Origin of the sequence: Pseudomonas sp. TMW22090 (assembly GCF_022496665.1) — a bacterium.
Lineage (GTDB): Bacteria > Pseudomonadota > Gammaproteobacteria > Pseudomonadales > Pseudomonadaceae > Aquipseudomonas > Aquipseudomonas gregormendelii.
In genome coordinates, this window is record NZ_SCFH01000005.1 from 450,241 (window position 1) to 465,607 (window position 15,367).

At 51.8% G+C, this 15,367-nt stretch carries 10 protein-coding genes; 6 read left to right on the forward strand and 4 right to left on the reverse strand.

The features are described 5' to 3' along the window. Positions 1 to 120 precede the first annotated feature (120 nt). From EQV97_RS17105 to EQV97_RS17115, 3 genes are read left to right on the forward strand one after another with little or no spacing between them, the layout of a single operon-like run. On the forward strand, positions 121 to 2,217 hold the full coding sequence (locus EQV97_RS17105; protein ID WP_240889313.1) for a heavy metal translocating P-type ATPase: 2,097 nt from the start codon (positions 121 to 123) through the stop codon (positions 2,215 to 2,217). A 14-nt stretch (positions 2,218 to 2,231) separates the two neighbouring features. Beyond that, on the forward strand, positions 2,232 to 2,573 hold the full coding sequence (locus EQV97_RS17110) for a DUF3703 domain-containing protein (RefSeq protein WP_240889314.1): 342 nt from the start codon (positions 2,232 to 2,234) through the stop codon (positions 2,571 to 2,573). Between the two features lie 45 nt (positions 2,574 to 2,618). Then, positions 2,619 to 3,530: a cation diffusion facilitator family transporter gene (locus EQV97_RS17115; RefSeq protein WP_240889315.1), complete on the forward strand. Its 912-nt coding sequence runs from the start codon at positions 2,619 to 2,621 to the stop codon at positions 3,528 to 3,530. 141 nt (positions 3,531 to 3,671) lie between these two features. Here the strand turns inward: EQV97_RS17115 and EQV97_RS17120 are convergent, their stop codons facing one another. The 4 genes from EQV97_RS17120 to EQV97_RS17135 form a co-directional block, all read right to left on the reverse strand. Then, positions 3,672 to 5,108, reverse strand: coding sequence for a heavy metal sensor histidine kinase (locus EQV97_RS17120; RefSeq protein ID WP_240889316.1), 1,437 nt, complete (start codon positions 5,106 to 5,108; stop codon positions 3,672 to 3,674). Continuing rightward, positions 5,105 to 5,779, reverse strand: coding sequence for a heavy metal response regulator transcription factor (locus tag EQV97_RS17125; protein ID WP_240889317.1), 675 nt, complete (start codon positions 5,777 to 5,779; stop codon positions 5,105 to 5,107). The genes EQV97_RS17120 and EQV97_RS17125 overlap by 4 nt, the downstream gene beginning before the upstream one ends. 1,185 nt (positions 5,780 to 6,964) lie before the next feature. Next, a complete protein-coding gene (locus EQV97_RS17130; RefSeq protein WP_240889318.1) occupies positions 6,965 to 8,368 on the reverse strand; it encodes a heavy metal sensor histidine kinase in 1,404 nt (467 codons plus the stop codon). Beyond that, positions 8,365 to 9,039: a heavy metal response regulator transcription factor gene (locus EQV97_RS17135; RefSeq protein ID WP_240889319.1), complete on the reverse strand. Its 675-nt coding sequence runs from the start codon at positions 9,037 to 9,039 to the stop codon at positions 8,365 to 8,367. Before EQV97_RS17135 ends, EQV97_RS17130 begins: the two co-directional genes overlap by 4 nt. 498 nt (positions 9,040 to 9,537) lie before the next feature. Here EQV97_RS17135 and EQV97_RS17140 point away from each other — a divergent pair, with 498 nt between their 5' ends. The 3 genes from EQV97_RS17140 to EQV97_RS17150 all read left to right on the forward strand — a co-directional run bounded on the left by EQV97_RS17140 (position 9,538) and on the right by EQV97_RS17150 (position 15,281). Beyond that, positions 9,538 to 10,767 carry a TolC family protein gene (locus EQV97_RS17140; protein WP_240889343.1) on the forward strand — a complete coding sequence of 410 codons (1,230 nt, stop codon included), beginning with the start codon at positions 9,538 to 9,540 and terminating at the stop codon, positions 10,765 to 10,767. 87 nt (positions 10,768 to 10,854) lie between these two features. Then, positions 10,855 to 12,087, forward strand: coding sequence for an efflux RND transporter periplasmic adaptor subunit (locus EQV97_RS17145; RefSeq protein ID WP_240889320.1), 1,233 nt, complete (start codon positions 10,855 to 10,857; stop codon positions 12,085 to 12,087). Positions 12,088 to 12,113: 26 nt separating this feature from the next. After that, positions 12,114 to 15,281, forward strand: a complete 3,168-nt coding sequence (locus EQV97_RS17150) for a CusA/CzcA family heavy metal efflux RND transporter (protein WP_240889321.1) — start codon at positions 12,114 to 12,116, stop codon at positions 15,279 to 15,281. The last annotated feature ends 86 nt before the right edge of the window (positions 15,282 to 15,367 follow it).

Genomic DNA, 15,367 nt, shown 5'->3' on the forward strand with positions numbered 1-15,367 from the left:
ATCTTTTCCGACGCGTGTTGTCCTACCTCTGGTACGGATGGCTCAAGCGCTTGTGCAGCTAGGGTGTCTTCGGCCAATGCAGGCGACACGACTCGGTTCAGTAGTTTCCGGATCGAACAAATGTGCTGTCCTTCCGAGCAGACAATGATCGAGGGCAAGCTCGCTCGAATGAGCGGGATTCAAAAACTAGAGTTCAACATGATGAACCGTACTCTGGACGTCTGGCACAAACTGCCGGACACCTTGAGTATTGAAGCAGCGGTATCATCATTAGGCATGCACGCTGAACCATTGACTGCTGAGGGCAAGGCAGCTAACGCCGATGCACCGCAATCCCAGTCTGAAGCTGCATCATCGCGTAAAAACAGTTGGTGGCCATTAGCGCTGTCCGGTGTTGCAGCGGTAGGCGCGGAAGTCATGGACTTCACCCAATCAGCCCCGGAATGGGTGATTGCTGCCGTCGCCTTATTCGCCATCGCACTTTGCGGGCCGACGACTTACAAGAAAGGCTGGATCTCGCTTAAACACCTGAATTTGAACATCAATGCCTTGATGAGCATCGCGGTGACGGGTGCCGTGTTAATCGGGCAGTGGCCAGAGGCGGCGATGGTCATGGTTCTGTTTACCATTGCTGAAATGGTGGAGGCAAAGTCGCTGGATCGTGCGCGCAATGCGATCAAGGGCCTGATGGACTTGAGCCCGGAGCGAGCAACCGTACGCCAGGCGGATGGCAGCTGGATGGAAGTCGATGTGAAAACCGTCGAGATCGGCTCGTTGGTTAGGGTACGCCCCGGCGAACGTATCGGTCTGGATGGTGATGTCGTTTCCGGCAACTCTACAGTCAACCAGGCACCTATCACGGGGGAGAGCCTGCCCATCGAGAAAACTGTCGATGATCCTGTGTATGCCGGCTCCATCAATGAGTCCGGATCCTTCGAATACCGCGTGACGGCTGAGGCTAGTAATACCACGCTGGCTCGAATCATTCATGCGGTTGAAGAAGCCCAAAGTTCGCGTGCTCCGACCCAGCGGTTTGTCGATAAATTTGCCCAAGTTTATACGCCTGCTGTGTTCTTCTTCGCTCTCGCCATTGCGGTGATTCCGCCATTGTTTATGGGCGGATTGTGGACTGACTGGATCTATCGCGGCCTGGTGCTTCTAGTGGTTGCCTGCCCATGTGCGCTGGTCATTTCAACCCCGGTGTCCATCGTGAGCGGTCTGGCGGCGGCGGCTCGCAAAGGAGTTTTGGTCAAGGGCGGCGTCTATCTGGAGATTGGCGCCAAGCTGAGTTTCATCGCGCTCGATAAAACCGGAACCATCACCCATGGCAAGCCGGTTCAGACTGATTACGTGCCACTGGTTGAGTCTTTAGATGTTGATCCTCAGATTATTGCAGCCAGCCTGGGCGTGCGCTCGGATCATCCGGTTTCGCTGGCAATCGCTAAGCATGGCGACTCGGGCGCAGCAACGCTCAAGCATGTGGAGAACTTTGAGGCCCTTCCAGGTCGCGGGGTGAAGGGCTTGATCGAAGGACAGCTCTATCACTTGGGGAATCATCGCCTGATCCAGGAGTTGGGACTTGGTACGCCGCAACTGGAGGCGTCACTGAGTCAGCTGGAACGCCAGGGAAAAACGGTTGTGGCTTTGACCGACACCAATCAGGTCTTCGCGCTGTTTGCCGTGGCGGATACAGTGAAGGATTCAAGCCAGACCGCGATCACGGAGCTTCACGCGCTGGGCATTAAGACAATGATGCTGACAGGTGATAACTCACACACCGCTGAGGCCATTGCCCAACGAGTTGGGATTGATGAAGCAAGAGGGAACTTGCTGCCTGCTGACAAGCTTGCTGCTATCGGTGAGTTGCAGAGCCGTAACCATATAGTGGGGATGGTCGGTGATGGGATAAATGACGCACCGGCCCTGGCCAAGTCTCAAATCGGCTTCGCAATGGCTGCCGCTGGTACGGGAACAGCCATTGAGACGGCAGACGTCGCGCTGATGGATGATGACCTGAGAAAGATCCCGGCTTTTGTTCGCCTGTCCCGACAAACCGCGACGGTTCTAAAGCAAAACATAGCGTTCGCCTTGGGCGTCAAAGCGGTGTTCCTTGTGTTTACTTTGATGGGCTTGGCCACGATGTGGATGGCGGTGTTTGCAGATGTTGGTGTCAGCCTGTTGGTAGTACTTAATGGGCTGCGCTTGCTGAAAAAATAGTCGGGAGTCGTGGCATGAAAGAAATGTTGCATCGGGCAATTCTTGAGGGCTTCGGCGAAGCCGGTTTAGCCATAAGGTCTCAAGATTATGCGCGCGCTTACCATTGGCTGGAGCGTACCCACATCCTGACGCAACGCCTTCCCCTGCTGCATGCAAAGTCACACGTCTTTATGTTGTATGTTGGCATCAGGACACGAGATCCCCGAGAGGTTGTGGGACAAATACCACGTGTTTTCGCTGCCCTGCTATTTTCAACAATATGGGTGCCATCGGGAAATACTGGTCGCGCCCGTGTCAGTGCTTTTCAGGTGATGCCTATTTCTCAAGAACTGAGAAATCTTCTTTGCGAAGAGTGAGCCTCTGAGTCATTGTCGTATCCATTCACGCACAGGGAGAGTCCTATGAGCGCCGGTCACAGTCACGGTCAAGCACGTGCAGGACACGAGAAAAAATTGTGGATCGCTCTGGCGCTAACGACAAGCTTCATGATCGCGGAGGTCATTGGTGCTTTCATCACCGGCAGCTTGGCGTTGTTATCTGACGCCGCTCACATGCTAACGGATTCCACTGCACTTGCTATCTCATTAGTCGCTATTCAGATCGCGAAACGCGCCGCGGATAAAAAACGGACATTTGGCTATGCACGATTTGAGATCCTCGCAGCTGCTTTCAACGCGGTTCTGTTGTTCATGGTGGCGGTGTACATCCTGTACGAGGCATATCAGCGGTTTAAGAGCCCGACAGAAGTACAATCGACAGGCATGCTGATCGTCGCAGTGATAGGGCTAATTGTGAACCTTATTTCAATGCGCTTGCTGATGTCTGCCAGTGACGAAAGCCTTAATGTCAAAGGCGCGTATCTGGAGGTTTGGAGCGACATGCTGGGCTCCATAGGCGTGATAGGGGCGGCATTGATCATTCGCTTTACCGGATGGACTTGGGTTGACTCGATCGTTGCCGCAGCTATCGGGTTGTGGGTTCTACCCAGAACCTGGGTTTTGCTCAAAGAAAGCATGAACATCTTGTTGCAGGGTGTTCCGGACGGAATCGACATAGCAGAAGTGGAGGCGACAATCAGGGCGGTTGAAGGTATTGAGGATATTCATGATTTGCATCTCTGGGCTTTGACCAGCGGCAAAAATGTCATGAGCGCGCACCTTGTCGTCCAGTACCCTTCCCGCCCTGATCAAGAGATATTGGCCGAGGTAACTCGACTGATGAGCGAGACATTCCATATTAGCCATACGACTCTCCAATTAGAGAACTCGCAGTTTCATGCCAGGCTCGAAGGAAACGAAGGCATGCAGCACTAGAAAGGCCCCCGCAAACATGTCGCGGGAGGGCCGTCGCGATACGCTGAAAGCTTACAGACAATAATTCTCTGAGCCACCCGAGCATTTCCAGTGGTACGGGGAATTGATGTATGCGAATTAACCAATGTTTAACGCAACAATTTACCCCTGAACCTTTCTTGCCTGCTGCCAGGGGGGCTGTCCGTCGAGGTTTGGAAAGCTCAGACTGAAAACGGTCATGCTACCGGGTAAGCTTTCGACTTCTGCTTTCCCCTGATGAAGGCTCATGATTGATCGCACAATGGACAAGCCCAGACCAGTACTTCCTTCGGCACGTGAGTGACTTGTGTCGACTCGATAAAAACGTTCGAACAAGTGCGACAGGTGCTGAGGTTCGATACCTGCGCCAGGGTTGCCTACCAGCAGCGAGACTTGATTGGCTTGGCATTTGATGACAACTGAAATGGATTGTCCTGCTGGGCAATGGCGTATCGCATTGGACAGCAAGTTTGATATTGCTCGCTGAATCATCAACCTGTCGCCAATGGTGTATCCGCTTCCGGTGACGCTCAGGCTGATCCGTTTCTCTTCCGCAGACAATGAAAACAGATCGACGACCTTCAATGCTTCATCTTCTAAATTAATTGTCTCGAACGGGACGAGCGCGGCAGGATGACTGACCTGAGCAAGAAAGAGCATATCCGAGACAATTCGAGTGACACGTTCCAATTCTTCGGTGCAAGACTCCAGCACAGACTTGTACTCTTCCGCCGACCTGTCCCGAGAAAGCGTCACTTGGGCTTTGCCCATCAAATTAGTAATGGGGGATCGCAATTCATGAGCCAAGTCATCGGAGAACTGCGACAGCTGCTGAATGCCGCTATCGAGTCGATGTAGCATGAAGTTGACGCCGTGGGCCAACTCACTAAGTTCCTGAGGCATTTTGACCACAGAGAGTCGATGGCTAAGGTCTTGAGCTGAGACGATGGCGGCAACCTTTCGGAACTCCCTCAGCGGCGCGAGACCTCGCTGAACTACCGCCCAGGCACTCATTCCAATGAGTATTAACAACAAAGGTAACGCAATGATCGTCGACCGCAAATAAGTGCTGAGTAGTGCTTCATCGTTTGTGCAATCGATCGACAGCAGTACGGGAACGCTCGCACCGTCCTTTAACCGGATGAGCTTGGAGGTGGTAATAAAATGTCGGCCTTCGCCGTCGGAATTGGTGGAATATGAAATCTTGTCGACGGCGGCAACCGCTGCCTTCATCTCTATCCGTAGGTCTGACAAGCCTACCCCGACTTTCAGCACAGGCGACCTCAGGTTTGCTAAGTCATAGATGGCCAGGTTCAAATTGTCATGTCCCATAACTTGATCCAGCAAAGAGTGCGGATTCGAGTTTATGTCGGCTGTGTCCTTATATAGGGATAGACTATGTTCGATCTGCTCAAATTTCTTGTCCAGGCTTCGTTTCGCCAGCTTTTCCAACTCATGCGTTAACGCAAAAAAAGCTAGGGCAGCCAAAAATACTACCAGCAATGCCCCCAGAATACTCACTGTCAACCCTAGCCGCATTGATAGGCTAGCCGGCTTCATTCGCGCGCCTCCAACACGTAACCAACTCCGCGCAGGGTATGGATCAATTTATTATCAAAGGGGTCGTCGATTTTGGCTCTCAAACGACGGATTGAAACTTCGACAACGTTGGTGTCGCAGTCAAAGTTCATGTCCCAGACCAGTGAAATTATCTGAGTTCTGGAGAGAACCTCCCCAGAATGACGCATCAATAGGTGCAGAAGCGAGAACTCCTTGGTCGTCAGATCTATGCGCTGATTACCACGAAAAGCACGGTGGCGTCCGTGGTCGAGTTCCAAATCGGCGACCTTGAGCACCTGCGGTACAGGAATCTGCTCACTTCGACGCATCAGAGTTCGTACCCGTGCCAGTAGCTCAGGAAACTCAAACGGCTTAACTAGGTAGTCATCGGCCCCTAAATCCAATCCGCGGATTTTGTCCGCCAGACGTCCTCGGGCCGTTAACATCATAACCCTAGTGTTACTGCTTAGGCGAAGATGCTCAAGAACACCCCAACCATCAAGTTCTGGAAGATTAACGTCAAGTATCACTAGGTCATAGACATGTTGACGCGCCAGATGAAGGCCGTCCGTGCCATTCGATGCACGATCAACTACATAGCCCTTTTCAGTTAATCCTTGATGCAAATATTCGGCGGTTTTAACCTCGTCCTCAACTACAAGCATTCTCATGACAGCCACCCCCATTTATAGCAAAAATACGAAAAATCGAAAATTAGCCCTTTGCGATGGTCTTAGCCTGAAGCCTGTAGCTGCTATAGAGTCAATAAAGAATGTCGATCGCGGGCTCTAAAACTAGGTTTTGCGACAGTATGCCGCACTTGATCTACTGGATTAGTCGTAGAAATTAGGGCCGTTTTGCTGACGCAAGTGCCGCTCGGCAGATCTTTATTGGTCAATGGTTTCATAATGTTACGCGGCGATTGTAATTTTACTTTCTTGCATTTTTAGGGCGTAAATATAGGAGGAGAAATAGAGTGAGGGGATAGCTATATTCTTTATGAGCATAATTAATAATTTCGTATGTTCAGCTAGTGCGCCCAAAAACGATGGTTGTAGAACTGATGTTAATCGAATTATGTTATACGCTACTGCAAAATATTCGTTTTTCCGATTGCATGGGATGACAGGGAACTCCTGGCTCTGAGCAGCTGGCGCGCGAGTCCCACTGGTAGTGTTTTTTTTGGGGAAAGGCAGTGTATGCATAGGCCTGACTTAGATGTGTTCGGTACGAGTGTGATTGCTTTGTAGAAAAAGCTAGCATGGTGCTTACAGCTTTTGAGAAGGGTTTAATAGGAGTAATTATTGTTGAAACGCAGATGCCTAGTTGTTTTCTAAACGACGGCATGCGCATTACCATGTTGCGCTTCTAGGTAAGTTTGGAAATATAATAAAATAAGTGCGAGGGAACATATGGTGTTAAAAATAGATACCGCCTACCATATGTCACCATCGCTCAATTGATCAGAACAGTGGCAGGGTATAGCAGTCGGTAAAGCTTCTCTTCGCCACAGGCCTTTTTTTGATATTTCCTCCCCCCAACGGCTTTCTACGGGCGCGTTCGCCATCTATAGAAAATTTAAGATAACGAACAGATGTCTCTAAAATTGCAATTTTGAAATGTAATGCGTTTGGATCGAGTTTCGCAACCTGGCTGCCAATCCCATTTATCGATCGAAGGGTTGGGGGAGTAACGAGATATACGTCTAATGCAGTTTGTCTCGCCTCATTATTAGTAAGCTTCGCTATACATGTTTCGATTAGAATCTTGCCAGCAGATTTTATAAAGTCGCAATTCATCGAAGTGTATTAAGTTAGTCGATTTTTACAACCTCACTCTTTAATTTTTTCAGGTTTCTAGCTGATTTGTGCATTGTATTTAGGAAATGTGAGTCGGAAAATGGTTACCTGGCCCTGTAAAATTCGGGCGTCTGCAGATCCTTGGTGAAGGCTCATGATGGATCTCACAATTGCTAATCCTAATCCTGTGCCACCCTCTGCTCGCGAGCGACTGGTATCCACGCGATAGAAACGGTCAAAAATATGAGGTAGGTGCTGAGATTCAATCCCCGCGCCAGGATTACTTACAACCAGGGATACTTTCTCCGGTTGAGTTTCTATTGCTATAGAGATTGATTGACCTGACGGGCAGTGGCGGATCGCATTTGACAAAATATTTGAAATAGCTCTCTGAATCATAAGGCGGTCACCGAGTACCTTTCCGCAGCCGCTAACACCTATGCTGACACTCTTTTCTTCTGCCGACAGCGAGAAAAGATCGATGACTTTTAATGCTTCGTCCTCTAATAAAATGCATTCAAACGGTACTAGAGTTGCTGGATGACTAACTTGGGCCAAAAAGAGCATATCAGAAACAATTCTGGTGACACGTCCCAGCTCCTCGGTACAGGACTCCAAAACAGCCTTGTACTCTCCTGCTGGACGCTCACGGGAAAGGGTTACTTGTGCTTTGCCCATAAGATTGGTGATCGGTGAACGCAACTCATGTGCCAAGTCGTCGGAAAATTGCGACAGTTGCTGTACCCCGCTATCAAGGCGGTGGAGCATGAAGTTTATGGCATGAGCAAGCTCACTCAGCTCTTGCGGCATTTTCACAACGGAGAGTCGATGGCTAAGATCCTGGGCGGAAACCATGGCAGCAACTTTACGGAACTCACTGAGCGGAGAAAGGCCGCGTTGAACAATTGCCCAAGCGCTGATACCAATCAGAACCAGTAACAGTGGAACCGCGACAATGGTCGAGTTCAGATAGGCGTTAAGTAGCGCTTCATCATTAGAACGCTCAACAGTAAGTAGTACCGATACCGACTCACCATCCCGCAACTTCATAATTTTAGAGGCTGCGAGGATGTGGGTTTCTGCCTCCTCAGACCCAGTGGTGTAGGACAGCTTATTACTGGCGCCTGGTTCGGACAGGATCGCCGAGCGTTCAGGTATATCTGCTCCAAAACTTAGGAGCTGTTTACTCATGTCTACATTGAAGACAGTCAGGTTGAGATTGTCATGCCCTAGTACTTGATCTAACAAAGCATGAGGTTTTTGGCTAATTTCAAGAGTACTGATGTCCATCAGTAGGCTGTGCTCAATTTGGCTCATCTTTTTTTCAAGGCTGTCTTTTGCCCGTGAATCCAATTCATGGGAAAGCGCCAGATATGCCAGTACCGCTAAAAACACTACCAGCACTGCTCCCATCATACTGACCGTCAACCCCAGCCGCATCGATAGGCTGACTGGCTTCATTTCCTAGCCTCTAGAACGTAGCCAACGCCGCGGAGGGTATGGATCAATTTGGTTTCAAATGGATCATCTATTTTCGCTCGCAGTCTTCGGATCGACACCTCGACAACATTCGTGTCGCAGTCAAAATTCATATCCCAAACTAGGGAGATAATCTGTGTGCGAGACAATACCTCTCCGGATTGGCGCATTAGTAAATGGAGCAGAGCAAACTCCTTTGTTGTCAGGTCTATGCGTTGCGTTCCCCGGAATGCGCGGTGCCTTCCTTGATCAAGCTCTAAGTCCGCGACTTTAAGCACCTCCGGAACCGGTATATGTTCGCTACGCCGCATTAGCGTGCGAACTCTTGCTAGTAGTTCCGGGAATTCAAATGGCTTGACCAGATAGTCATCGGCACCTAAATCCAGCCCTTTGATTTTATCTGCCAGACGTCCTCGTGCGGTCAGCATCATTACCCTAGTACTACTTGTCTGCCGAAGGTTTTCGAGAACACCCCACCCATCAATTTCGGGGAGGTTCACGTCAAGAATTACTAGGTCATAAGCTTGCTGACGTGCCAAGTGAAGTCCGTCAGCACCTGTTGATGCACAATCTACAATATAGCCGCTTTCTGTCAGGCCTTGATGTAAGTATTCGGCAGTCTTCAGCTCGTCCTCTATCACAAGGATTCGCATAGGTTTTCACCCTTCTATAAATATGTCGGATTGATATTAAATTTGGAGAGCCAGGGCTGTTAGTTTGTTGGTGTTTAATGGTTAGTTGGGGAATCTATTGCGTAAATTTAATTAATTTACTGCTTGTATATCACCTTGAAGTTCGAACTGCGGAGCCGATATCTGCCACAGATGTAGCGTGATTTAGATGAGTTCCGTTGTTTTTTATGCCTGCAAACCATTCATCAAGTCGTGATCGTTCACACGTAAGAAAAAATACTTGTATGCGTTCTGTTTATTTCCATTTGTTGCAGAGCACTCATTGCTTTCCGTAGTCTCCATACTAATGCAAAAAATAGAGCCTTGCTGCTGGATAACGTATTTGTAATTTTTCAGTCACCTTGTTGATAGGTGGGGAGAACTACATTTCGCCTCATGGAAAATGTTTTAAGGGTTTCAGGAATGATGGAATTGCTTTGGTATAGAAAGTTTATTACGCACCCAAATATGCATAAAACCATGCTAAGAGCAGGTGCAATTGCGATCCTTACACTTCTGGTCAGCCCTTTGTTCGCGGCAAGCGCTCAAAGGCTCACAATGGATCAGGCCCTTGAAGCTGCTTTTGCCAACAATCCTGATCTGGCTGCAGCGCAGTGGGAGATTGGTATTGCTCAAGGAGATCGGCAACAAGCGGGCTTGATTCCTAACCCCGAGCTGTCTTGGGAAGCTGAAGATACTCGACGAAATTCACGGACTACGACGGTGATGATCAACCAGCCGATTGAGCTGGGTGGCAAGCGTGGAGCCCGGATAGACGTTGCCAGCCGAGCTCAGGACGCGGCTGGAATTGAACTGGAGCGTAAACGTAATGTTTTGCGTGCTGATGTCATCCAGGCGTTTTACAAATCATCGACGGCTCAGCAAAGGTTGCTCTTGGCTCGTCAATCAGTTGAGCTCGCCGAGCGAGGTTTGCGTGTTGCTCAAGGTCGTATCAAGAGCGGCAAGTCATCGCCTGTCGAAGGTACGCGAGCAGAAGTCCAGTTGTCGGAGGTGCGACTAGAGTTGAGACGGGCCGAGCGGGATGAGGCCAGTGCCTATCAGCAACTCGCTCAGGTCATGGGAACACCATTGCCTGCGTTCGTGTCTGTGGGGGATGCCGGCCAATCGATGCCAGAGGTGCCGGAACCCTCGCTGTTGATTAACCGCATCGGCGAGACCGCAGAGCTTCGGTTGGCAAAGCTTCAAATCGATCAGCGGGAAGCCTCTCTTGGTCTGGAGAAAGCTCAGCGTATTCCTGACCTCACCGTCAGTGTCGGCAGCCAATACGATGAACGAGAACGCGAGCGTGTGAATGTCGTGGGGCTGTCGATGCCTATTCCGTTATTCAACCGTAACCAGGGCAATGTACTGGCAGCTGCCCGCCGTACCGATCAAGCCCGCGACCTTCGCAATGCAAGTGAGTTACGCCTGCGCACAGAGATTCAAACCACTCTGGATCAGTGGATGACGGCAAACACTGAAGTCGCCTCGTTCAATCAGACCATCCTGCCTGCCGCACAAAATGCAGTCGACACTGCTACCCGGGGTTTCGAAATGGGCAAGTTCAACTTCCTGGACGTGCTCGATGCTCAGCGCACCTTGATCAGCGCACGCACCCAATACATCCAGGCCATTGCAGAGGCGACAGACGCCTGGGTGCGCATCGAGCGAATTTTTGGTGATGTCGACCAGCTCACTCGTACCCCTTGAATTTCAAATAACTTTTTTTCGCCGCTGCTCAGTGTTGCAGTGCCACGGTATTTCGTGACTGCCAACTGAGCTGCGCAGGGAGTCTCCATGGATAAAAAACTAATCCTTGTCACCGCACTGACCCTGACGGTGGGCATTGGAATCGGTTCCCTCTGGATGGGTAGCTCTTCGGCACCGTCCACTGGGGCTCAGGCGCAAGAAGAACAGGGCCACGACGGTCACGACGAACACGGCAACGAGGGTGCCGCAAAGGAGTCAGCTGAGGGCGAGCATGCCGAAGGCGAGGCGGAAGAAGGTCATCTGACACTGAGCGACGAGCAGATCAACTCGGCTGGTATTCAGTTGGTCGAAGCGAAGGCACTGCGCATCAGCCTCTCATTGCCCTTTCCTGGAGAAGTCCGTTTCGATGAAGACCGCACTGCACATGTGGTGCCCCGGGTATCCGGTGTCGTCGAGTCGGTCAATGTCAATCTCGGCCAACCAGTAAAAAAAGGTCAGCTATTAGCCGTGATCGCCAGCCAACAAATATCTGACCAGCGTAGCGAGCAAGCCGCTGCGCAACGCCGTTTGGAGTTAGCGCGCACCACCTACGAGCGTGAGCGCCAGTTATGGCAGGACAAAATCTCCGCCGAGCAGGATTTTCTTCAGGCCCGACAGGCATTGCAAGAAGCCGAAATCGCTATGAGTAATGCTCGACAAAAAATCAGTGTCCTCAGTGGTAGCTCGGTGGCCAGCGGCGGTAATCGATATGAGTTACGTGCGCCGTTCGACGGCGTCGTGGTCGAAAAACATCTGGGTATCGGTGAGGTTGTCAGCGAAACCACCAATGCCTTCACCCTCTCAGATTTGTCGCGTGTATGGGTAACTTTCGGCGTTTCCCCTAAGGATTTGAACAAGGTGCTGGTGGGCAAGGCAGTCACGGTCAGTGCGCCGGAGTTGAACGCCGAAGTTACTGGAACCGTGGCTTACGTCGGAAGCTTGCTGGGTGAGCAGACCCGCACTGCAACAGTCCGCGTGACCCTTGCCAACCCACAAGGCGCCTGGCGTCCGGGGTTATTTGTGACCGTGCTGGTTGAGACCGATACCCGAGAGGCGAGAGTCGCAGTGCCGGAAACGGCCGTTCAGACGGTCGAGGACAAACCAACCGTTTTCGTTCGCACCGATGACGGATTTCAGGCGAAGCCGGTTGAAGTGGGTAGTCGTGCGGCGGGTCTGGTCGAAATTACCGGGGGCTTGGAGCCCGGTGTTCAAGTTGCTGCTACCGGCAGCTTCATTCTGAAATCAGAACTGGGTAAAGCCTCGGCTACACACGCCCACTGATCCGCCACTTCCACGAGAAGGTTCTCATGTTCGAACGCCTGATCCAATTTGCCATCGAGCAGCGCATCATCGTGCTGCTCGCGGTTTTTCTCATGGCCGGCCTCGGTATAGCCAGCTACCAGAAGCTGCCGATCGACGCCGTACCCGACATCACCAATGTCCAGGTACAGATCAATACAGGCGCCGCAGGTTTCTCACCACTCGAAACAGAGCAGCGCATCACTTTCCCCATCGAAACTGCGATGGCTGGTTTGCCAGCTCTTGAGCAGACACGTTCCCTCTCACGCTCGGGTCTGTCGCAAGTCACGGTGATCTTCAAAGAAGGCACCGACTTATTCTTCGCCCGGCAATTGGTCAACGAGCGTTTGCAGGTGGCCAAGGAGCAACTTCCCGAGGGGGTGGAAGCCGTCATGGGGCCGATCTCTACCGGTCTGGGTGAAATTTTCCTTTGGACGGTCGAGGCCGAAGAAGGTGCCGTCAAGGAGGACGGCAGCCCCTACACGCCAACCGACCTTAGGGTGATTCAGGACTGGATTATCAAACCCCAGTTGCGCAACGTTCCGGGTGTTGCAGAAATCAACACCATTGGCGGGTTCGCCAAGGAGTATCAGATTGCTCCCGATCCGAAACGTTTAGCGGCTTATAAGCTGACGCTTACCGACCTTGTGACAGCGCTGGAACGAAACAACGCCAACGTCGGCGCCGGCTACATTGAACACAACGGTGAACAACTGCTTATTCGTGCGCCTGGCCAAGTGGCGACTACCGACGATATCGCCAACATTGTGATGGCCAATGTCGACGGCACACCAATCCGCATAAAAAACGTCGCGACCGTGGATATTGGACGTGAGTTGCGAACTGGCGCGGCTACGGAAAATGGTCGTGAAGTTGTACTCGGCACGGTGTTCATGCTGATCGGCGAAAACAGCCGAACCGTGTCTCAGGCCGTTGCCGTAAAGCTGGAGCAGATCAATCGTTCGTTGCCTAAAGGGGTGGTGGCGATCACCGTCTATGACCGTACCAATTTGGTGGACAAGGCGATTGCCACGGTTAAAAAGAACTTGATTGAAGGTGCGATCCTGGTGATCGCGATTCTGTTTCTGTTCCTTGGCAATATTCGCGCCGCGCTGATTACTGCCATGGTGATCCCGCTCGCTATGCTATTCACATTCACCGGCATGTTCACCAACAAGGTCAGCGCCAATCTGATGAGTCTTGGGGCTCTGGACTTCGGCATTATTGTCGATGGCGCGGTGGTGATTGTCGAAAATGCCATCCGACGTCTGGCCCATGCACAGCAACACCACGGGCGCATCCTCACCCGCTCCGAACGCTTTCACGAAGTGTTTGCAGCAGCCAAGGAAGCCCGCCGACCGCTGATTTTTGGTCAGTTGATCATCATGGTCGTTTACCTGCCGATTTTTGCCCTGACCGGCGTTGAGGGGAAGATGTTCCACCCCATGGCATTTACCGTGGTGATTGCTTTGCTCGGTGCCATGCTGCTGTCCGTTACCTTTGTGCCTGCGGCAATTGCCATGTTCGTAACTGGCAAGGTCAAGGAAGAGGAGAACGCGGTCATGCGAGGGGCACGCCGGGTCTATGCGCCCGCGCTTGACTGGGTCATGGGGCATCGGTCGCTGGCATTCGCCATGGCACTCGGCGTCATCGCGGTGTGCGGCGTTGTTGCCAGTCGAATGGGCAGTGAGTTTGTGCCGAGCCTCAGCGAAGGAGATTTTGCCCTGCAAGCATTGCGCGTACCGGGTACCAGCCTGACACAATCGGTAGAAATGCAGCAGAGTCTCGAAAAACTGGTGATGGCAAAGGTGCCCGAAGTTGAGCGGATGTTCGCTCGTACAGGTACCGCAGAGATCGCCTCAGATCCAATGCCGCCCAACATCTCTGATAGCTACGTGATGCTCAAGCCCAAGGCTCAATGGCCTGATCCCAATAAATCCCGAGAGACTTTGATCGCCGATATCCAAAAAGCCACGGCCGCTATGCCCGGTAGCAACTATGAGCTTTCACAGCCTATTCAGTTACGGTTCAACGAGCTGATATCAGGCGTGCGCAGTGATGTGGCAGTCAAGGTATTCGGTGATGACATGGCTGTGCTGAACAGCACAGCCGCGAAAATTGCCGCGTCCATGCAGAAAGTCGATGGTGCTTCCGAGGTCAAAGTCGAGCAGACAACGGGGCTGCCGGTGCTGACCATCAACATCGATCGTGACAAAGCCGCACGTTACGGTCTGAATGTTGGCGACGTACAAGACACCATTGCGGTGGCGGTTGGTGGCCGCCAGGCCGGCACTATGTACGAAGGAGACCGTCGCTTCGACATGGTGGTGCGTTTATCCGACGCCATGCGCAAAGACCTCGAGGAATTGGCAACGCTGCTGATTCCGGTGCCGGCGCTGCTTAACGGCAACGCCGATCAGATCGCTTTCATTGCGCTCTCAGAGGTGGCAACCCTGGATCTGGTGCTGGGGCCGAACCAGGTCAGTCGTGAAAACGGTAAGCGTCTGGTAATTGTGAGCGCCAACGTGCGTGGACGGGATATCGGCTCATTTGTACAGGAAGCCAGCAGCGTCATTGATCAGCAGGTGCAAATCCCGGCCGGCTATTGGATAAACTGGGGTGGGCAGTTCGAGCAACTCCAATCAGCCGCCAAACGCTTACAGATTGTCGTCCCGGTAGCCCTGCTCCTGGTATTCGCCCTACTGTTCATGATGTTCAACAATCTCAAGGATGGCCTGTTGGTATTCACGGGGATTCCCTTTGCGTTAACGGGCGGAGTGATGGCTTTGTGGCTACGCGATATCCCGCTGTCGATTTCAGCGGGAGTTGGTTTCATCGCGTTATCGGGGGTGGCGGTGCTGAACGGTCTCGTGATGATTGCGTTCATCCGCAATCTTCGAGAGGAGGGATATTCGTTGAGTTCCGCGATCAATGAAGGGGCACTTACACGGTTACGCCCAGTGTTAATGACAGCACTGGTAGCCTCCCTGGGCTTTATTCCCATGGCACTCGCTACTGGAACCGGGGCGGAAGTCCAGCGGCCATTAGCTACCGTTGTGATCGGAGGCATCCTGTCTTCAACTGCGTTGACCCTGCTGATACTGCCTGCGCTGTATCACTGGGCGCACCGTCGAGATGAGGATGAAGCCGAGGAAGACAAAACAGCAACCGTATAGTTATTTGATTTTAAAGCCCGCTACCGAATTTCGGTAGTGGGCTTTTTTACGCGAGTTAAATTACGAATCTGTAATCTCGATGCCAC